The organism is Spirillospora sp. NPDC029432 (genome assembly GCF_040703975.1).
In the GTDB taxonomy this organism is placed as follows: Bacteria; Actinomycetota; Actinomycetes; order Streptosporangiales; family Streptosporangiaceae; genus Spirillospora.
In genome coordinates, this window is the sequence record NZ_JBEZWH010000004.1 from 252,301 (window position 1) to 270,198 (window position 17,898).

General features: G+C 73.9%; 17 protein-coding genes. 8 read left to right on the forward strand and 9 right to left on the reverse strand.

Annotated elements, in window-relative coordinates:
- Nucleotides 1-50: 50 nt before the first annotated feature.
- The gene (locus AB0881_RS04985) at nt 51-632 is read right to left on the reverse strand and encodes an AAA family ATPase (RefSeq protein WP_366614293.1); all 582 of its coding nucleotides are present in this window, start codon (nt 630-632) and stop codon (nt 51-53) included.
- Nucleotides 633-708: 76 nt separating this feature from the next.
- Nucleotides 709-915 (reverse strand): hypothetical protein, encoded by a 207-nt coding sequence (locus AB0881_RS04990; RefSeq protein WP_366614295.1) that lies wholly within the window; start codon nt 913-915, stop codon nt 709-711.
- Nucleotides 916-1,081: 166 nt separating this feature from the next.
- Here AB0881_RS04990 and AB0881_RS04995 point away from each other — a divergent pair, with 166 nt between their 5' ends.
- Entirely contained in the window at nt 1,082-2,194 is a 1,113-nt protein-coding gene (locus AB0881_RS04995; protein ID WP_366614296.1) for an FAD-binding oxidoreductase, read from the forward strand.
- A gap of 62 nt (nt 2,195-2,256) precedes the next feature.
- Here AB0881_RS04995 and AB0881_RS05000 read toward each other — a convergent pair whose 3' ends face one another.
- Nucleotides 2,257-2,838 (reverse strand): DUF1707 domain-containing protein, encoded by a 582-nt coding sequence (locus AB0881_RS05000; protein ID WP_366614298.1) that lies wholly within the window; start codon nt 2,836-2,838, stop codon nt 2,257-2,259.
- A gap of 112 nt (nt 2,839-2,950) precedes the next feature.
- Between AB0881_RS05000 and AB0881_RS05005 the strand changes: the two genes are divergently transcribed.
- The 3 genes from AB0881_RS05005 (at nt 2,951) to AB0881_RS05015 (ending at nt 5,913) form a co-directional block, all read left to right on the forward strand.
- Nucleotides 2,951-3,871 carry an NADP-dependent oxidoreductase gene (locus AB0881_RS05005; protein ID WP_366614299.1) on the forward strand — a complete coding sequence of 307 codons (921 nt, stop codon included), beginning with the start codon at nt 2,951-2,953 and terminating at the stop codon, nt 3,869-3,871.
- A gap of 127 nt (nt 3,872-3,998) precedes the next feature.
- Nucleotides 3,999-4,970: an alpha/beta hydrolase gene (locus tag AB0881_RS05010; protein WP_366614301.1), complete on the forward strand. Its 972-nt coding sequence runs from the start codon at nt 3,999-4,001 to the stop codon at nt 4,968-4,970.
- 133 nt (nt 4,971-5,103) lie between these two features.
- On the forward strand, nt 5,104-5,913 hold the full coding sequence (locus tag AB0881_RS05015; RefSeq protein ID WP_366614303.1) for a VOC family protein: 810 nt from the start codon (nt 5,104-5,106) through the stop codon (nt 5,911-5,913).
- Nucleotides 5,914-5,964: 51 nt separating this feature from the next.
- On the opposite strand, the gene AB0881_RS05020 is transcribed toward AB0881_RS05015, so the two are convergent.
- Nucleotides 5,965-6,372 (reverse strand): RNHCP domain-containing protein, encoded by a 408-nt coding sequence (locus AB0881_RS05020; protein ID WP_366614305.1) that lies wholly within the window; start codon nt 6,370-6,372, stop codon nt 5,965-5,967.
- A 10-nt stretch (nt 6,373-6,382) separates the two neighbouring features.
- On the reverse strand, nt 6,383-6,751 hold the full coding sequence (locus AB0881_RS05025) for an RNHCP domain-containing protein (protein ID WP_366614307.1): 369 nt from the start codon (nt 6,749-6,751) through the stop codon (nt 6,383-6,385).
- 303 nt (nt 6,752-7,054) lie between these two features.
- Here AB0881_RS05025 and AB0881_RS05030 point away from each other — a divergent pair, with 303 nt between their 5' ends.
- Complete coding sequence (locus AB0881_RS05030) at nt 7,055-7,390, forward strand: HEAT repeat domain-containing protein (protein WP_366614309.1); 336 nt, start codon at nt 7,055-7,057, stop codon at nt 7,388-7,390.
- 66 nt (nt 7,391-7,456) lie between these two features.
- The gene (locus AB0881_RS05035; RefSeq protein ID WP_366614310.1) at nt 7,457-7,891 is read left to right on the forward strand and encodes a Fur family transcriptional regulator; all 435 of its coding nucleotides are present in this window, start codon (nt 7,457-7,459) and stop codon (nt 7,889-7,891) included.
- 102 nt (nt 7,892-7,993) lie between these two features.
- Here the strand turns inward: AB0881_RS05035 and katG are convergent, their stop codons facing one another.
- Nucleotides 7,994-10,222: a catalase/peroxidase HPI gene (gene katG, locus AB0881_RS05040; protein WP_366614312.1), complete on the reverse strand. Its 2,229-nt coding sequence runs from the start codon at nt 10,220-10,222 to the stop codon at nt 7,994-7,996.
- Between the two features lie 28 nt (nt 10,223-10,250).
- Nucleotides 10,251-10,682: a Fur family transcriptional regulator gene (locus AB0881_RS05045; protein ID WP_366614314.1), complete on the reverse strand. Its 432-nt coding sequence runs from the start codon at nt 10,680-10,682 to the stop codon at nt 10,251-10,253.
- Between the two features lie 500 nt (nt 10,683-11,182).
- On the opposite strand from AB0881_RS05045, the gene AB0881_RS05050 reads away from it, so the two are divergent.
- Entirely contained in the window at nt 11,183-14,752 is a 3,570-nt protein-coding gene (locus tag AB0881_RS05050) for a protein kinase (RefSeq protein ID WP_366614316.1), read from the forward strand.
- A 58-nt stretch (nt 14,753-14,810) separates the two neighbouring features.
- Here AB0881_RS05050 and AB0881_RS05055 read toward each other — a convergent pair whose 3' ends face one another.
- Complete coding sequence (locus AB0881_RS05055; protein ID WP_366614317.1) at nt 14,811-15,383, reverse strand: TetR/AcrR family transcriptional regulator; 573 nt, start codon at nt 15,381-15,383, stop codon at nt 14,811-14,813.
- Nucleotides 15,384-15,410: 27 nt separating this feature from the next.
- Complete coding sequence (locus AB0881_RS05060; RefSeq protein ID WP_366614318.1) at nt 15,411-16,994, reverse strand: GMC oxidoreductase; 1,584 nt, start codon at nt 16,992-16,994, stop codon at nt 15,411-15,413.
- A 203-nt stretch (nt 16,995-17,197) separates the two neighbouring features.
- On the opposite strand from AB0881_RS05060, the gene AB0881_RS05065 reads away from it, so the two are divergent.
- Nucleotides 17,198-17,773, forward strand: coding sequence for an RNA polymerase sigma factor (locus AB0881_RS05065; RefSeq protein ID WP_366614320.1), 576 nt, complete (start codon nt 17,198-17,200; stop codon nt 17,771-17,773).
- Nucleotides 17,774-17,898: the final 125 nt, after the last annotated feature.

Consider the following 17,898-nt stretch of genomic DNA (forward strand, 5'->3'; position numbering starts at 1 on the left):
AGGGGCCGTTCAGGTCACCCGAAGCACCCGAAGCACTGGGATCACTGGGATCACTTGAACCGGATCGCCTTCAGGGCGTCCGCCGCGTCCCGGTCCAGCAGGACGGCCGAGCGGCATCCGTCCGGCGGCCGCCCCGCCTTCGCGTCCGCGACGAGCCGTCCGAACGCCCGGACGTGCCGCCGGAAGGCGCGCCGGGAGACCCGGCGCCGGCGGCGGGCCTGGCCCTCCAGCGCGACCCGCGGCGGCACGTCCAGCAGCACGAGGTGGACGCGGCGGCCCCGGCGGCGGGCGTGGTACGCGGCCAGCCGCCGCACCCACGGGTGTGCGCCGCAGTCGTGCACGACGGCGCCGCCGTCCGGACGCAGCCGGCGATGCAGGCGGACGTAATGCGCGACGCGGACCGCCGGCCGGAGCACGGCGTACGGCATCCGGCCGGGAAGCCCGCGCTCCCAGGCGTCCCGGACGTGCTGGGAGTCCACCCGCGCCACGAGCCCGCCGGCGGCGTCGAGATCCGCCACCGCCCGCTCGATCAGCGTGCTCTTCCCGCTTCCGGGCAGCCCGGAGACGATCACCACGTCACCGATCGCGAACGCGAGCTCCGCGGCGTCCGGCGCCACCTTGCTATTACACACGTAATAGACAGTAGACCGTCCCGCGATCATGTTCGCCGCGGGCGGCCTCCGGCGGCGCCGTCAGGAGGCGGCGGGCTCAGTCGTCGTTGCCGCCGTCATCGTTGTCGTTCTGGTCGTTGTCGTCGTTGCCGCCGTCGTCGTCACCGTCCGCGCAGCCCGCGGCGACCATGGCGGTGGAGCCGACCACGGCCACGGCGGCGACCGCCGGGACGGACGCCGGGACCAGCGCCGTCACGACGGCCAGCATCCCCTTGACGAGCCCGAGCAGCGACTTGACCAGCATGAGAACCTCCAGGGCCGATGAGCCGGTACGGCTGATGGCTGCCCGCCTCCGGACGGCTTCACACCCGCGGCGCGGTTCGTCCTGGCCGGCCGGATGCGGTACTACTACGACGACCGGCACCGGCGGGGTGAGCGGTCGGGAGTGCCGGGAGTGAGGAGCCGTCCAAGTGCGAGTCGCGGTCATCGGAGCCGGCGTCGTGGGGACCGCCGTCGCGGCCGGGCTGGCCCGGCGCGGCGCGGAGGTCGTCCTGCTCGACCGGGACGTCCCGGGCGCCGGGACCACCGCGACGTCGGTCGCGTGGATCAACGCCAACAACAAGGACCCCGAGCACTACTTCGCGCTCAACCACGCCGCCGTGCGGGCGCACCACGCCCTCGCCGAAGGGGGAGCGGACTGGTTCTTCCCCACCGGCAACCTGGAGTGCGCCGCCGGGGACGAGCACCGCGCGCGGCTCGCCGAACGGGTCGCCAAGCTGGCGGCCCGCGACTACCCGGTACGGCGCGTCACCGCCGCCGAGGCCCGCGACCTGGAGCCGGACCTGATCCGTCCCGCCGGGGCCGAGTACGCGTACTTCCAGGAGGAGGCGCACGTCCACCCGATCCGGCTGCTCGGCCGCTTCCTCGGCGAGGCCCGCGACCGCGGCGCCCGCGTCGAGACCGGCGCCGAGGTGCGCGAGATCTCGTCCGCGCCGGACGGTGTCGCGCTGACCCTCGCGGACGGCCGCACGATCACCGCCGACACCGCCGTGACCTGCGCGGGCCGGTGGACGCAGGAGCTCGCCGCGTCCGCCGGGCTGGCCGTGCCGATGCTCGATCCGCGCGTGTCGGGGCGTACCACCAACGGCTACCTGGGCGTGACGACGGCCGTGCCGGCCCGGCTGTCCCGCGTCGTCACCACCGGGCGGCTCAACCTGCGGCCCGACGGCGCCGGCCGGATCCAGCTCCAGGCGCTCGACCTGGACGGCACCGCCGACCCCGCCGCCGAGCCGGCGCCCGCGATCGGCGCGGAGATGCTGGAGCGGCTCGCGGGCGTCCTCGCGTCCACCGCCGGCGCGCGGATCGAGCAGGTCAGGGTCGGGCAGCGGGCGATGCCCGCCGACGGCCTCACCGTCGCCGGCTTCGCCGACGAGCACGCGCGGATCTACGTCGTCGCCACGCACAGCGGCGTCACGCTCTCCGCCCTGCTGTACGGCGAGGTGCCCGCCGAAGTGCTCGGCGCCGAATCGGCCGTCCTCGGCCCGTACCGCCCCGCCCGCTTCCTCGACGGACCCGCGGCGTAGGGCTCGTTCCGAAGCGCCTCCGGCGGCCGGGCCCGGCCTCGGCCGCGCGGAAGCCGGCGCGGTCAGTCCGGCGGGTTGCGCTCCAGCTTGCGGCGCTCCCAGCGGTTGGGGTGGCGGACGACCACGCCCGCCGCGCCGCCGTTGCCGGTGAGGCGGACCAGCGGCATGCCGGGCCGCCGGTCCGGGGACGTCTTGTCCTTCAGCCCGCCCATCCCCGGGTCCATGCCGGTGGTGTCCACCGCCCAGCCGTCCGGGACGACGAGGGTGACGCCGGCCATCTGGCCGTGCGCCTCGATCTCGATCTCGGGCAGCCGGCAGCCGGTCCGGGTGAAGTCGAGCTTGAGGCCGCCCGCGCCGCCGTACGCCTTGATGTGCGGCGGCACCGTCCAGCGGCCGGTCCGCGAGGCGCCGTTCAGCCCGCCCTTGACCACCAGCGGCGGGGTCTCGCTCGGCGGCACCACCGGCGGCAGGTCGGCGACGAGCGGCGCCAGGTCGGCGTGCGTCTTCGCGGTCAGCGCCGCGTCCAGCCGCGCCTCCAGCTCCTCGATCTCCAGCCGGCCCTCGCCGGCGGCCTCGCGCAGCCGCTCCACCACCGCCTCCCGCTCGGCGTGGGAGACGCGAAGGTTCGGGACATCGGCGGTCATACCCCGATCATACGGACGAGCGGCCGCCCGGGCCTTCCTTGGCAGGGAACGGGGTTTACGTTCCCCGGAACGGAGGGAGGGCACGGGAGGACCCACGGAAGGAGGCCGGCCGGTGCGCGCCGCCACTTACGATGCCTATGCCGCCGACAACTCCCGGCTGACGGCCGGCGACGTCCCCGATCCCAAGGTCGGGCCCGGCCAGGTCCTGATCGAGGTGCGGGCGGCCGGGGTCAACCCGGTGGACTGGAAGGTCATGGCCGGCGGCCTGGACGCGATGATGGACGCCGTGTTCCCCGTCGTCCCCGGCTGGGACGTGGCCGGGGTCGTCCGGGCGACCGGCCCGGACACGCCGGAGTTCTCGCCCGGCGACGAGGTGATGGCGTACGCCCGCAAGGACGTCGTGTGGCAGGGGACGTTCGCCGAGTACGTCGCGGTGTCCGCCGCCGCGGTGGCGCGCAAGCCCGCCGCGCTCGGCTGGCACGAGGCGGGCGGGCTGCCGCTGGCGGGGATGACCGCCCTCCGCGCCCTGGACCGCCTGGAGGCGGGCGCGGACGACACGCTCCTGATCCACAACGCGTCCGGCGGCGTGGGGACGTTCGCGGTCCAGATCGCCCGCGCCCGCGGTGCCCGCGTCATCGGCACCGCCTCCGAACGCAACCACGACCACCTGCGGGAACTGGGCGCCGAGCCGGTCGCGTACGGCGACGGCCTCGCCGGCCGCGTCCGCGACCTGGCCCCCGGCGGCGTCACGAAGGTCGCCGATTTCGTCGGGGGCCAGCTGGAGACCACCCTCGCCGTCCTCGCCGGCGGCGGCCGGCACGTGTCGATCGCCGACGACTCCGTCGAGAAGCGCGGCGGCCACTGGATCTGGGTGCGCCCGGACGGCGCGAAGCTCGCCGAACTCGCCGGCCTCGCCGAACGGCACCGCCTCCAGGTGAAGGTGGCCGGCTCCTTCCCGCTGGAGAGGGTCGGCGAGGCCTTCGACGCCAGCCGCGGCGGCCACACCAGCGGCAAGCTGGTCATCGTCCCCTGACGGGCCCCGCAGACGGGCGCGCTCGGCCCAGGGCAGGCCGAGGGCGGGCCGAGGGTGCCGTACCCGAACGCTTACTTGGTCTGTACGCTCGCCCCTACGTGAACGGGACGCGTAGGAGGAGCGGCGGATGGCGATCACGCCCACGGTGGAGGAACGTTCCGGCTGCGGCCGGCGGGCGCGGCTGGCGGCACGGGTGATGCGGCGGTTCGTGCGGCCGCTCGTCGCGCTGCTGCCGTGGAGCCCGGCCACGCTGCGCCTCGCGCCCCTGCTCGACCTCGGCGCCGCGCTGCTGGTCCCGCCGCGCGGCACGAAGGTCGCCCGGGTGAACGGGCTGCCGTGCGCCGCCGAATGGGTCCGCGGCCCCGGCGTCACCGGCGGCTCCGGCAAGGCCGTCCTGTACTTCCACGGCGGCGGGTTCGTCGCCTGCGGCCTGCGCACCCACCGCCGGATGATCGCGAGGATCTCCCAGGCGGCCGGCATGCCGGTGCTGTCGGTCGGCTACCGCATGCAGCCCCGCGTCCCCATCGCCACCTCCGTCCAGGACTGCGTGGACGCGTACCGGTGGCTGCTGGACGAGGGGTGCGACCCCGGCGGCATCGTGGTCGGCGGCGACTCCGCCGGCGGCTACCTCGCCTTCATGGCGCCGCTGCACGCGATCCGGGACGGGCTGCCCCGGCCCGCCGGGATCGCCGCCCTGTCGCCGCTCACCGAGCTGGACACCGCCTCCAAGATCGCGCACGCCAACGCCGCGCTCGACCCGTTCATCCCCGCGCCGCGGCTGCGGGACATGATCCATGTCGTCTTCCCCGGCGCCGAGCTGACCGATCCGTGGCTGAGCCCGGTGCACGCCGACCTGGGCGGGCTGCCGCCGGTGCTGATCCAGGCCGGTTCGGTCGAGGTGCTGCTCTCCGACGCGGAGCTGATGGCCGGGCGGCTGGGGGCCGCGGACGTGCCCTGCACCCTGCAGATCTGGGAGGGGCAGGTCCACGTCTTCCAGGTCTTCGCCGACATCTCCCGGGAGGGCCTGGCCGCGATCGCGGAGATCGGCGCGTTCGCCCGCGAGGTCACCGGCGCGGGCGCCCGCCGGCGGGCCGCGTGACCCCGGGACGCCGCTGAACGGCCGGACTTGGCGAAGCTTTGGGCGGGCTTGGCGGTTTTCGCCGCCGCCGCAGCCAAGGCGATTACGCGGCCGCGCCTAGCGTGGTCTGCATGAGCCCTCTGGAGATGCGCCGATGCCGGAGGTGAACGGGTACGTACCCGGGTGGCCGACGTGGGCGGAACTGGCCAGCCCCGACATCCAGGCGTCCAACGACTTCTACTGCGGGCTGTTCGGCTGGTACGCCTACACGGTGACGTTCCCGGGGCTCGCCGACTACCAGATCTTCACCCTTGGGGACGTCCAGGGCCCCGAGGTGGCCGGGATGCTGGCGCTCGCCGACGACGCGCAGCCCGCGTCCTGGACGTGCTACTTCCGCACCGAGGACCTGCGGAAGTCGCTGGACACCGTCACCCGCCTGGGCGGCCAGACGCTCATGCCGCCCACCGACGTCTCCAACCTCGGGCGGATGGCGCTGTGCTCCGACCTCGAGGGCGCCGACTTCGCCTTCTGGCTGCCCGGCACCCTGAAGGGCGCGGGCGTCGCCGACGAGCCGTCGACGATGTGCTGGGTCGAGCTGGCCTGCCACGACCTCGAGGGGGCCCGCCGCTTCTACGGCGAGGTCTTCGGGTGGCGCTCGGTGGAGCGCGACTACTCCCCGCCCTACTACACCAACTTCAAGGTCGGCGACTGGTCGGTGGCGGGCATGGTCTCCCTGGACGTGCTGCGGACGGCCGGGTTCCCGCCGCACTGGATCCCGTACTTCTGGGTCGAGGACTGCGACGCCAGCGCCGCGCGGGCCGCCGAGCTCGGCGCCCGCGTCCGGATCCCGCCCACCGACATCAAGCCCGGCCGCTTCGCGATGATGACCGATCCCACCGGCGCCCGCCTGGCGATCGTCACGCCCGAACCCGGCGACCGCGCCGCGATCAGGACCCGCCCCTGACCGGCCGGACGGCCCGGCGGCCGGAGGGCCGCCGGGCCGCGCGCCGGCCGGTCAGCCGGCCCGCCGGGCGCCCGCCAGCAGGCGGGTGCCGGCGAGCGGCCGGGTGGCCAGGCGCAGCAGCGCGAGCGCGTTGTCGTCACCCGCGATGCGGTTGGCGCCGAGCTCGCCGCACGCCAGGCAGTGATGGATGATCATCCATTCACCGTCCGGCCGCACGGTGAGGCTGAGCGGGACCATCCGCCCCCGGCAGCCCGCCCGCCGGTCGCCGGGCACCCGGGCGTCCAGGTGCAGGCTGGTCAGGCAGTGCGGGCAGTGGTTGCGGTGCGCGGTGCCCGGCGCGTCCAGCGGCACGTCGAGGCGGCAGCCGGCGCAGCGGAACGTGTCCCGCCGCCCCGGCCACCCCTGCCGTGCCTCCTTGCGCTTCTGCGGCCGGTGCCGCGGCTGTTTCCGCCGTGCCATGGCCGCCCCCTCAGAGATCGCCGAACGGTTCGAGCGGGAACGGCGGCTGCGCCAGCGGGCGCACGGCCATCCGCATCAGGATGAGCTGGTTGTCGTCACCGCTGATGGGGCTGGACGTGAGCACGCCGCAGCGGGCGCAGCGGTGGACGATCATCCAGTCGCCGTCGCGCAGCACCGCGATCGAGATCGGGGCCATGCGCGACCGGCACTCGGACGGCCCGCCGTCGCGGTCGCGGACGTGCAGCGAGTGCAGGCAGCCGGGGCAGTGGTTGCGCCGGGCGCCGTCAGGGGAGTGGGCGGTCACGCTGAGGCCGCAGCGGACGCAGCGGAAGGTTTCGGTGCTCAGTACTGAGCGGGGGATGTCCTTATTGCTGGACACAGCAGGGTTTCTCCTTGCCGATCGGTCACTGGACGGGCGGCGGGAAGAGCGCCGCACGCGCCTGGGCAGGCCGTCGAAGACCGGGCCGTCCGGCCGGCGGGAGAAAGAAGGAGTCCGTCAGCGGCGGGGGAGGCCCGGGGCATGGCAAAGCGCGCACGGCGCTGACCGGGACATCGACCTGCCCCTTTCTAGGGCCCCAGGGCCCGGGAGTTTCCGACTGACAGGATCCCGTGCAGGCTAGCAAGGACGTGCCGGCGCGGGCGAACGATTTTCCGCGGGCGCCGCGGCTCGTAGGCTCGGCGCATGTCGCGATTCGATCAGGCCATGCAGCGGATGCGGGACCGGGACCCGCGGGTGCGGGAGAGAGCGTTCGACTTCCTGCGGGAGCACGCCGACGCCTACGTCGACGAGCTGATCGCGGAGTTCGCGGCCGAACGGGACGACCAGGACCTGCGCTGCCGGCTGCTGGAGCTGATCGCGGAGGCGCGGTCGGAGCGCGCGCTGGAGGTGTTCCGGGGCCAGCTGGAGAGCCCGGACGAGCCGCTGCGGTTCTGGGCGGTGCGCGGCCTGGAGATGCTCGACAGCCGGGCGGCCCTCCGGCTCCTCGAGCAGGCGGACGCGGACGGCCTCCTCGCCTGACGCCCGATGCCTGCTCGCCGGCCGCCGTCTTGGGGGCTTCGGCGTCGTGCGGGTACTTTGGGGGCCATGACCGCATCCCAGACCCCGACCCCCGCCGAGGAGCTGCGCGGTGCCGGCCTGCGGGTGACGGCCGCCCGCGTGGCGCTGCTGGAGACCGTCCGGGCGGGCGACCACCTCGGCGTGGAGGCGATCGCGTCCGGGGTGCGCGAGCGCGTCGGCCACATCTCGCTCCAGGCCGTGTACGAGGCCGTCCACGCGCTCACCGCGGCGGGGCTCGTCCGCCGGATCGAGCCGGCGGGCAGCCCGGCCCGGTTCGAGGGGCGGGTGGGCGACAACCACCACCACCTGGTGTGCCGGAACTGCGGCGCGGTCAAGGACGTCGACTGCGCCCTCGGGCAGCCGCCGTGCATGCACCCGGTGGACGAGGCCGGCTACCTGGTCGATGAGGCCGACGTCACGTTCTGGGGGCTGTGCCCCAAGTGCCGCCCGGCGGACGGCTGACCGCCGGGCGGCGACCCGGACCGAGGAAGTCCGGGTTCGGGGAGTCCGGTCCGGGGGAGCCCGGACCGGCCCGCGCGGGCCGGCCCGGACACCATCACCGGATCAGGCGAGGTCGTACCGGTCCAGGTTCATCACCTTGTCCCACGCGGCGACGAAGTCGGTGACGAACTTCTCCTTGGCGTCGTCGGACGCGTAGACCTCCGCGACCGCGCGCAGCTCGGAGTTCGAGCCGAACACCAGGTCGGCGCGGCTGCCGGTCCACTTGACCTTGCCGGAGGCGTCGCGGCCCTCGAAGGTCTCCGACTCCTCGGACGTCGGCTTCCACACCGTGCCCATGTCGAGCAGGTTGACGAAGAAGTCGTTGGTCAGCCTCCCGGGGGTGTCGGTGAGGACGCCCAGGTCCGACTGCCCGTGGTTCACGCCCAGCACGCGCAGGCCGCCGAGCAGGACCGTCATCTCGGGCGTGCTCAGGGTGAGCAGGTTCGCCCGGTCGATGAGGAGGAACTCGCCGGGGAGCACGTTGCCCTTCGCGAGGTAGTTGCGGAACCCGTCGTGCGTGGGCTCCATCACCTCGAACGACTCGACGTCGGTCTGCTCCTGCGACGCGTCGGTGCGGCCCGGGGCGAAGGGCACCTCGATGTCGAAGCCGGCGTCCTTCGCGGCCTTCTCGACGGCGGCGCAGCCGCCGAGCACGATCAGGTCGGCGATGGAGATCCGCTTGCCGCCGGTCTGCTCGGCGTTGAACGCCTCCTGGACCTGCTCCAGGGTGCGCAGCACCGTCGCCAGCTCGTTGGGGTTGTTGACCTCCCAGTTCCGCTGCGGCTCCAGCCGGATGCGGGCGCCGTTGGCGCCGCCGCGCTTGTCGGTGCCGCGGAACGAGGCGGCCGACGCCCACGCGGTGGCGGCCAGCTGGGAGACCGACAGGCCGGAGTCCAGCAGCCGGGCCTTGAGCGCGGCGACGTCCTCGGGGCCGACGAGCTCGTGGTCCACGGCCGGCACGGGGTCCTGCCAGACCAGCGTCTCGGACGGGACCTCGGGGCCGAGGTAGCGGGCGACCGGGCCCATGTCGCGGTGCGTCAGCTTGAACCAGGCGCGGGCGAAGGCGTCCGCGAACTCCTCCGGGTTGTCCTTGAAGCGCCGCGAGATCGGCTCGTAGATCGGGTCGAAGCGCAGCGAGAGGTCGGTCGTCAGCATCATCGGCTGGCGGTTCAGCGTGCCGTCCTCGGGGTCGGGGACGGTGTTCGCGCCGGCGCCGTCCTTCGGCCGCCACTGGTGCGCGCCGGCGGGGCTCTCGGTCAGCTCCCACTCGTAGCCGAACAGGACGTCCCAGAAGCTGTTGTCCCACTTGGTCGGGGTGGGCGTCCAGGTGACCTCGAGGCCGCTGGTGTGGGAGTCGCGGCCCTTGCCGCTGCCGTGGGTGCTCTTCCAGCCCAGGCCCTGGTCCTCCAGCGGGGCGCCCTCGGGCTCGGGGCCGATGCTGGCCGGGTCCGGCGCGGCGCCGTGGGTCTTGCCGAAGGTGTGGCCGCCGGCGATCAGCGCGACGGTCTCCTCGTCGTTCATCGCCATGCGGCCGAACGTCTCGCGGATGTCGCGCGCGGCGGCGATCGGGTCCGGGTTGCCGTTCGGGCCCTCCGGGTTGACGTAGATCAGGCCCATCTGCACCGCGGCCAGGGGCTTCTCCAGGTCGCGTTCGCCGCTGTAGCGCTCGTCGTCGAGCCAGGCGGTCTCGGGGCCCCAGAACACGTCCTCCTCGGCCTCCCAGGCGTCCTCGCGGCCGCCGGCGAAGCCGAAGGTCTTCAGGCCCATCGTCTCCAGCGCGACGTTGCCCGCCAGGATCATCAGGTCGGCCCACGAGATCTTCCGGCCGTACTTCTTCTTGACCGGCCAGAGGACGCGGCGGGCCTTGTCGAGGCTGGCGTTGTCCGGCCAGCTGTTGAGCGGCGCGAAGCGCTGCTGGCCCGCGCCGGCGCCGCCGCGGCCGTCGCTGACGCGGTAGGTGCCCGCGCTGTGCCACGCCATCCGGATGATCAGCGGCCCGTAGTTTCCGAAGTCGGCGGGCCACCAGTCCTGGGAGTCCGTGAGGACGCGCGCGATGTCCTCCTTCACGGCGGGCAGGTCGAGGCTGTTGAACGCCTCGGCGTAGTCGAAGTCCTCGCCGAGCGGGTTGGTCACCGCGGGGTTCTTGGCCAGGAGCTTCAGGTTGAGCCGGTCCGGCCACCAGCCGCGGTTGCCGCCGCCCTGCGTCGGGTGGGGCGCGCGCCGGTGCGCCACCGGGCAGCCGCCTTCGCCTTCCGCCGGGCTCGGAGCGACGGTCTCGCTGTTCTCGGACATGCGTTTCCCTCCAGGGGAGCGGGGTCGATCAGGAATCTTCAGGTGTGGAGCAGCCGGGACACAGGCCCCAGTAGATGACCTCGGCCTCGTCGATCGTGAAGCCGCCGTCGTCGGACGCGGTCAGGCACGGCACCTCGCCGACGGCGCAGTCGACGTCGGCGATGGTGCCGCAGGACCGGCAGACGACGTGGTGGTGGTTGTCCCCGACCCGCGACTCGTAGCGCGCCACGGAGCCGGACGGCTGGATGCGCCGTACCAGGCCGGCCGCCGTGAGCGCGTGCAGCGAGTCGTACACGGCCTGGTGGGACACCCTGGGCAGCTCCGTGCGGACGGCATCGATGATCGATTCCGTGTCCGCGTGCGGATGCGCGTGCACCGCGCCGAGCACCGCCAGCCGGGGGCGGGTGACGCGCAGCGCGGCCTCGCGCAGCATCCGCCGGTAGTCCATGGGTGTGACCACGGCCACAGACTGGCCCATAAACTTGAATGAGTCAAGACTGGAAATGGAGCCGCCGGGCACGGCAGGCTGGCGGGTTGGTGATCACCCCGCCGCGCGCGGCCGGATGATCGGTTTCCCGAACGTTCACCGAACTTCGCTTCGATGGGCCCCGTCGTACCCCTTCGACAGAACAACAATGTTCTTTTGAAGGAGGGTTCATGGAGGAGCTGGTGCGCGTGCTCGTGGCGGCGGCGCTCGGCGGTGCGCTGATCGGTCTCGCCGGAGCGGCCGGGCAGGCCCGGCAGCGGCGCAGGCGGGACCGGAACCGCGACGTCTGACGCTCGCGGCGCGCCTCCCGCCGGAGGAGGCGCCGGTGGCCGTGGTCACATCGGACCCGGGCCCCCTGCCAGAAGAACACCGGCATCTATATATTCGCCACGCCGGACCGGCCGGGCGGGCCCCAGCGGTCCCCGGCCGGTCTCCGACCTACTCCCGAGGATGCGAAACACATGGTCTCCCCCTTGCGTGAGAGAGATCCTCGCCAGCTCGGCGGCTACTGGCTGGCGGCGCGCCTGGGCGCCGGCGGCCAGGGGGTCGTCTACGAGGGCTACGACGCCCAGGGCGGCCGGGTCGCCGTCAAGGCACTGCACGCGGACGCGGTCACCGAGGCGTACCGCAACGGGCTGCGCAAGGAGGTCGCGACGCTCCAGCGCGTCGCCGCGTTCTGCACCGCCCGGATCATCACGGCCGACCTGGACCACCTTCCCCCGTACATCGTCAGCGAGTACGTGCCCGGCCCCGACCTGCAGGGCTGGGTCGACCACAACGGCGCGTACGGCTCCGGCGAGCTCTACCGGCTCGCGATCGGCATCGCGACCGCGCTGTCGTCGATCCACCGCGCGGGCGTGGTCCACCGCGACCTGAAGCCCGCGAACGTGCTGCTCGGCCCCGACGGCCCGCGCGTCATCGACTTCGGCATCGCCAAGACCGAGGAGATGTCGCGCAGCGCCACCGGCCAGCTCAAGGGCACCCCGCGCTGGATGGCCCCCGAGCTGTTCCGCGGCGAGCGCGCCACGCCCGCCGTCGACGTGTGGGCGTGGGCCGCGACCGTGCTGTTCGCGGCGACCGGGAGGGCGCCGTTCGAGGGCGAGACCCTGCCGGTCCTGATGCACCAGATCACCGGCACCCGGCCGGACACCGGAGTGCTCGGCGAGCCGCTCCGCGGGCTCGTCGACGCCGCGCTGAACCAGGACCCGGCCGCCCGGCCCGCGCCCGAGGAGATCCTCGTCGGGCTGATCGGCGGCGAGGCCCGCGACCCGCTCGAAGCGGGCGAGCAGGCCGCCGCCGAGGGCGCGCAGCCGTCGATGACGCTCCCCCCGTCCCTGGCCGAGCTCGCCGAGCAGGTGTACGGCGGGCTCGACCCGCACACGCAGCAGGCCGTCCCGCGCATCCTGCTCCGCATGGTCCTCGCGCGCCCCGAGGCCGGCGACGTCCTGCGCACGGTCCCGCTGAGCGACTTCGCGGACGGCGAGACCGGCGACGAGACCGTGCGGCGCGTGCTCAACGCGTTCGGCGACGCCGGCCTGCTCCGCAGTCCCGACGGCGCCACCGTCGGGATCGGCACCCCCGCCCTGCTGCGCGCGTGGCCCCGCATGCGCGACTGGGTGGAGGCCGAGCGCGGCGGCCTGAACGGCCACCACGCCCTGGCCGACGCCGCCCGCCGCTGGGACTCCAACGGCCGCAGGCCCGCCGACCTCCTCCAGGGGTCGGGCCTGGAGGAGGCGCTCGGCTGGGCGTCCACCGGCCGCCGCCAGATCACGCTCAACCTCGCCGAGCGCGCGTTCCTGGAGGCCTCGGTCGAGCAGACCCGGCACCGGGCCCGGACCAGGACGATCGTCACGGCCGCGCTGGCCGGCCTGCTGCTGGTCGCCGTGCTCGCCGGCGGCGGCGCGGGCGTGCTGAGCCTGAACCTCAGCCAGGCGAACGCGGAGGTCGCCGCGCAGCGCGACTCGGCCGTGGGCAAGCAGCTCGCCGCGCAGGCCGTCCAGACGCGGCGCAGCGACCCGGCCCTCGCGCGGCGCCTCGCCGTGGCGGCCGGGACCCTCGCCGGGAGCACCCCCGAGACGCACGACGCCCTGCTCTCCGTGCACTCGCAGTGGGAGAAGGACATCTGGCGGCCGCCGGGCACGGACGGCACGTGGAACGACCTCTACCCCGCCGGCGGCGGCCCGCTCGTCTTCTGGAAGCGCGGCCAGCCCAGGATCATCGTCGCGGATCCCGAGGCGCGGAAGGTGGTGCGCACGATCGACGCCAAGGGCGCGCCGCTCGTCGGGATGGACCTCACCCTGGACGGCCGCCGCCTCTTCACCCTCCAGACCGACGGCACGATGACGTTCTGGGACGTGGCGAAGGGGACCGCGAGCCCGCTGCCGTACAAGCACGCGGTCGGGTCCGGGCTCTTCCTCAGCCCCACCGGCGGAAAGCTGATCAAGACGGCGAACGGCCGGATCACCGTGCTGGAGGCCGCCACCGGGCGGGAGCTGTTCCGTGCCGAGGGGAAGACGACCGTGTGGGGACCGGCGATGCCCCCGGACGAGCGCTACCTGGTCATGCCGCTGGAGACCGGCGAGCGGCGCATGCGGCTGGCCTGGTGGGACCTCACCACCGGCAAGGAGGTCCCGGGCCGGCACAGCGCGCCGAACCAGTACCCGTTCGCCGATGCCAGGCAGTTCGCCGGGACGACGTTCAGCCCGGACGGGCGCTTCCTCGCGACCCGCGTCGGCGAGACGATCGTCGTCCTGAACGCGCACGACCGCGAGATCCGGACGACGCTGGCGGTGCCGAAGGGCGCCACCGCCGTCGACCTCGATTTCAGCCGGGACGGGAACTACCTCGCCACCGACATGACGCTGTGGAGCACCCAGCCCGGCACCAACGAGGGGCACTACCTGCGGTACACGCCCGACACCATGTGCAGCGGCACCCGCTTCGGCCGCGACGGGACGAGCCTGCGCTGCGTCGACTCCCAGGACCGCGTCCGGTCGATCGACGTGTCCGGCTACACCCGCCGGCTCCGGTTCTCCGAGCTGAGCGTGCACTCGACGATCAGCCAGGACGGCCGGACGCTGGCCGTGCGGGTGAGCCCGGACGTGGTCCAGATCTGGGACACCGCGTCCCGGACGCGCCGGGGGGACGTCGGCGTCGGCCGTCCCCTCGAACCGGGGATGGCGCTGTCTCCCGACGGCCGGCTGCTCGCCCTGCCCGTCAGCGACGGCACGATCGAGATCTGGGACGTGCGGTCGCGCACCAAGCGGACCGTGGTCGGCGCCGGACCGCCGCCGCTCGGCGGCCGGCCGCTGCCCTCGTTCTCGCCCGACGGCAAGGCGGTGGCCGTGCTGGTGTCCATCAAGCCGCACGTGCTGAGGTTCTTCGACACCGGCACGGGACGGCAGCTCGGCGAGGCCCGCCCGAAGAAGCCGGCATCGGTCTCGGAAGGCCCGGACCTGCGGATCGTCTGGAGCAAGGACGGGCGCCGGGTGATCTCGACCGGTGACCTGGGTGTGGTCGCCTTCCCGTCCGGGAGGACGCTGGTCGAGCCGGGCCCGCCCGTGGTGGGCCGCACGGTGCAGGCCCTCAGCGCGCAGGGCGTCCTGGCGACCGTCGAGGGCTCCGGCGACCAGAGCACGCTCGCCTTCTGGGACGCCGCGACGCTCAAGCAGAAGGGCGGCCCGATCCGGCTTCCGAAGAACAAGACCCCGATCACGGCGATCTCGCCGGACGGCCGGCTGGCCGCCACCGCCGACATCCGCGGCAAGATCGACATCTGGGACGTGGCGACCCAGCGCCATCTCGGGCTCGCGCTCACCGGCCACACCACGAGCACCGACACGGTGATCCAGGCGCTGGCGTTCAGCCCTGACAGCACGCGCGTCCACAGCGTGGGCCAGGACGACGCGGCGCTCGTCACCCACATCGTCGGCCCCCGGCTCCTGAAGGAGACGCTCTGCAAGGAGACCGGGCAGCTGTCCCGCCAGGAGTGGGAACGGTACGTGGGCGGGCCCAGCGGGATCGAGTACCGCGAGACCTGCTGACCCGGGCGGCGCCGCGGAACCGGTGAGCGGGCGCGCACCGGTTCCGCGGCACCGCCGTTCAGCGGGGCGGCGGCCGGAGGCCGAGCAGGCGGCGGGCGTTGTCCAGCAGGTGGTGGCGGAGGGCGTCGTCGTCCAGTCCGGCGAGCCGCGGATCCAGCCCGGCCGCCAGCAGCCCGCCGCTGACCATGGCGGCGGCGACGAGCGTCCCGGGGGCCGGATCCGGGCCGGTGAGGATCGCGTTGACGCGCCCTTCCAGCGCGTGCAGCGTCGGATGCTCGCGGATGAGGCGGCCGACCGCCGGATCGGCCAGGATGACGGCCATCAGCCGGCGGTTGTCCACCACCAGGTCCACCACGCCCGCCAGCGCCGTTGCCACCCGGTCGGACCGGCGGCGCCGCGCCTCGGCGCGCCGGGCCACCTCCTCCAGCTCGGCGAGCGCCGGGGCGATCACCGCCCAGACGATGTCCTCCTTGCTCGGGAACCGGTGGTAGACCGCGGCCTTGGTGACGCCCAGCTCGTCCGCGATCATCTGCAGGGACGTCCCGCTCACGCCGTGCCGGGCGAACAGCTCCAGGGCCGCGGCCAGCAGCCGCTCCCGCGCCTCTCCCGGCCGCCGGCCCCCGCTGACCATCCCAGCAGCCTACGGCGGGCGCGAGGGTCAGAAGACCGTACCGGCGTCGCGCGCGACCAGCTCGTCGGCCGCCCGCTCGGCGACGGCGGCGATCGTCATGGACGGGTTGCAGGCCGCGGTGGTGCCGGGCATGAGCGCCCCGTCCAGGACGTACAGGCCGCGGTGCCCGCGGACGCGGCCGGCGAGGTCGCAGACGGTCCCCATCGAGGCGCCGCCCAGGGGGTGCCAGGTGGACGGGACCACCGCGTTGGTGTCGAGGAGGACCGAGCTCGGCCCGGCGATCTTCGAGGCGCGCCGCTGGAGCCGCTCGTACAGTTTCGCGTCGCCGCCCTTGGGCCAGTGCAGCACGGCATCGTCCTTCTTCGAGTCGTAGACGAAGCGCCCCCGGCCCTCGCTCACGCCGTACCCGACGAGCATGGTGGAGCGCAGGTTGGCGGGCAGCGGCGGCAGCGACGCCTGGATGACGGTGTTCGCGATGGCGGGGTCGTCCCATTCCTTGCTGCCGTAGACGACGGGCCCGCCCTGCGGGACGCCGAAGTCGTCGGCGAAGTTCGTCCAGACGTAGATGCGGTCGCCGTTGGTGCCCCAGTTGCTGCCGAGCCCGTCGGGCATGTCCGGGATCTGGCCCTTGGCCGCCGCGCGCATCAGCAGCCGGGTGGTGCCGGCGGCGCCCGCCGCCATGACCAGCCCCTTCGTGGTGATGATCTTCTTCTCCAGCACCGTGCCGTCGGTGGCGATGCGGTCGACGGAGACCTGCCACCGGCCGTCGCCCGCCATCGCCACGTCCGTCACGTTGTGCTGGGTCGCGACCGTCACCAGGCCGGTCGCCTGCGCGGCGGCGATGTAGGTGACGTCCACCGAGTGCTTGCCGCCGTTGTTCACGCCGAGGGAGCAGTCGCCGTTGGTGTACGACGGCTTCATCTCGCCCTTGAGCTCGCGCAGCGCGTAGGACCAGTCGATCGGCATCGGGATCTTCGACAGCTCGTAGCCGGCGCGCTCGACGTTGCGCGCGAAGATCCGGGACGGCAGGTACGTCCGGCTCGCGATCAGCTCGTCCGGGGCGGTGCGGAGCTTGAGCATCCCGGCGACGCGCGGGTAGTACACGGAGTCCATCCGGCCGTAGTCGAGACCGGCGGGCATGGTCGCCTCGAAGACGTCCGCCGACGGCTGGAGGGTCATGCCCTGGTAGACGAGGGAGCCGCCGCCGACGCCCGCGGCGCACATGATGTTCATCCCGTCGCCCTTCACCAGCTCCAGGAGGCCGGTGTACGGGTCGTGGACCGGCATCGGGATCCCGAACAGCTCCGGATCCAAGCCCATCCACATCGCGCGCTTGTCGGGGCTGGTCGCGTGCGGGAACGTCTCGGCGTTCGGGCCCGTACGCCACCAGAGGCCGCGTTCCAGGACGAGCGAGGGCACCCCCGCCTGCGCGAACCGCAGCGCCGCCACACCGCCGCCGAAGCCGGAGCCGATGATCACGAGGCGCCGCTCCTCGCGGCTCACCGGCACCGATCCGCGTCTGGCGGCCCTGGCGGGCGACGCTCCAAGGACCGACAGGGCGCCCGTCGCGGCGGTGCCGGCGAGCAGGGAACGGCGGCTGATCTCGGTCATGACTCTCCAAACGTCGGGGGGGTGCGGGGAGGGACCGTGGCCGGAACATGATCGGTGGAGCCGGGGCAAAGGTAGCCGATCGGCTACCCCACGGGAACCGCCGCCCGCCGGAACGCAACCGGGGGACCGCCTTCGGGATAGAGGAGGGTGTCAGCCCCCTAGCACCCCCCTAGTCACGGAGGACGCAGCATGAAGAGTCGCCCATGGCGATGGTGAGCCGGGTCGGGGAGGGGATGGACGATCCGCAGATCGTCGCCGCCTCCCTGGCGGACCCGGAGGCGTTCGGCGAGCTGTTCCGCCGCCACTCGCCGCGGCTCCACGCGTACATCAGGCGGCGCCTCGGCCCCGGCCTGGCCGACGACCTGGTCGCGGAGACGTTCGCGACCGCCTTCCGGAGGCGGGAGCGGTTCGACGGTCGCGCGGAGGTCGGCGCGTGGTTGTGGGGCATCGCCAGCAACCTGATCGCCAGGCACCACCGGCAGGAGACCCGCATGTACCGGGCGTTCGCCCGGAGCGGCGTGGACCCCGCGGAGCAGGACTTCGCCGGCCCGGCGGCCGACCGGGCCTCGGCCGCGGCGCTCGGCCCCCGGCTGGCCGGGGCGCTGGCCTCGCTGGGGGCGCAGGAGCGCAGCGCGGTCCTGCTGCTGGCCTGGGGGGAGATGTCGTACGCGGAGATCGCGGCGACGCTCGACCTCCCCCTCGGCACCGTCAAGGCCAAGATCCACCGGGCCCGCAGGAAGCTTCGCAAGCACCTTCCCGAGGAGAAGAACGATGGATGAGATCGACGCCCTGCGCGGGATGCGGACCGCCCTCGCCGAGGAGGAGCACCCCGACCGGCTCGCCCTGCGGACCGACTGGCGGGCCCGCGCCGGCGAGCGGCCCCGGCGCGGCGCCCGCGCCCCGC

Bases quoted from the DNA above. Each gene is read 5' to 3' on its own strand.
- AB0881_RS04990 (WP_366614295.1), bottom strand. From the start codon at position 915: ATGCTGGTCAAGTCGCTGCTCGGGCTCGTCAAGGGGATGCTGGCCGTC.
- AB0881_RS05000 (WP_366614298.1), bottom strand. From the start codon at position 2,838: ATGACCGCCGATGTCCCGAACCTTCGCGTCTCCCACGCCGAGCGGGAG.
- AB0881_RS05010 (WP_366614301.1), top strand. From the start codon at position 3,999: ATGGCGATCACGCCCACGGTGGAGGAACGTTCCGGCTGCGGCCGGCGG.
- AB0881_RS05015 (WP_366614303.1), top strand. From the start codon at position 5,104: ATGCCGGAGGTGAACGGGTACGTACCCGGGTGGCCGACGTGGGCGGAA.
- AB0881_RS05020 (WP_366614305.1), bottom strand. From the start codon at position 6,372: ATGGCACGGCGGAAACAGCCGCGGCACCGGCCGCAGAAGCGCAAGGAG.
- AB0881_RS05030 (WP_366614309.1), top strand. From the start codon at position 7,055: ATGTCGCGATTCGATCAGGCCATGCAGCGGATGCGGGACCGGGACCCG.
- AB0881_RS05035 (WP_366614310.1), top strand. From the start codon at position 7,457: ATGACCGCATCCCAGACCCCGACCCCCGCCGAGGAGCTGCGCGGTGCC.
- katG (WP_366614312.1), bottom strand. From the start codon at position 10,222: ATGTCCGAGAACAGCGAGACCGTCGCTCCGAGCCCGGCGGAAGGCGAA.
- AB0881_RS05055 (WP_366614317.1), bottom strand. From the start codon at position 15,383: ATGGTCAGCGGGGGCCGGCGGCCGGGAGAGGCGCGGGAGCGGCTGCTG.
- AB0881_RS05060 (WP_366614318.1), bottom strand. From the start codon at position 16,994: ATGACCGAGATCAGCCGCCGTTCCCTGCTCGCCGGCACCGCCGCGACG.
- AB0881_RS05065 (WP_366614320.1), top strand. From the start codon at position 17,198: ATGGCGATGGTGAGCCGGGTCGGGGAGGGGATGGACGATCCGCAGATC.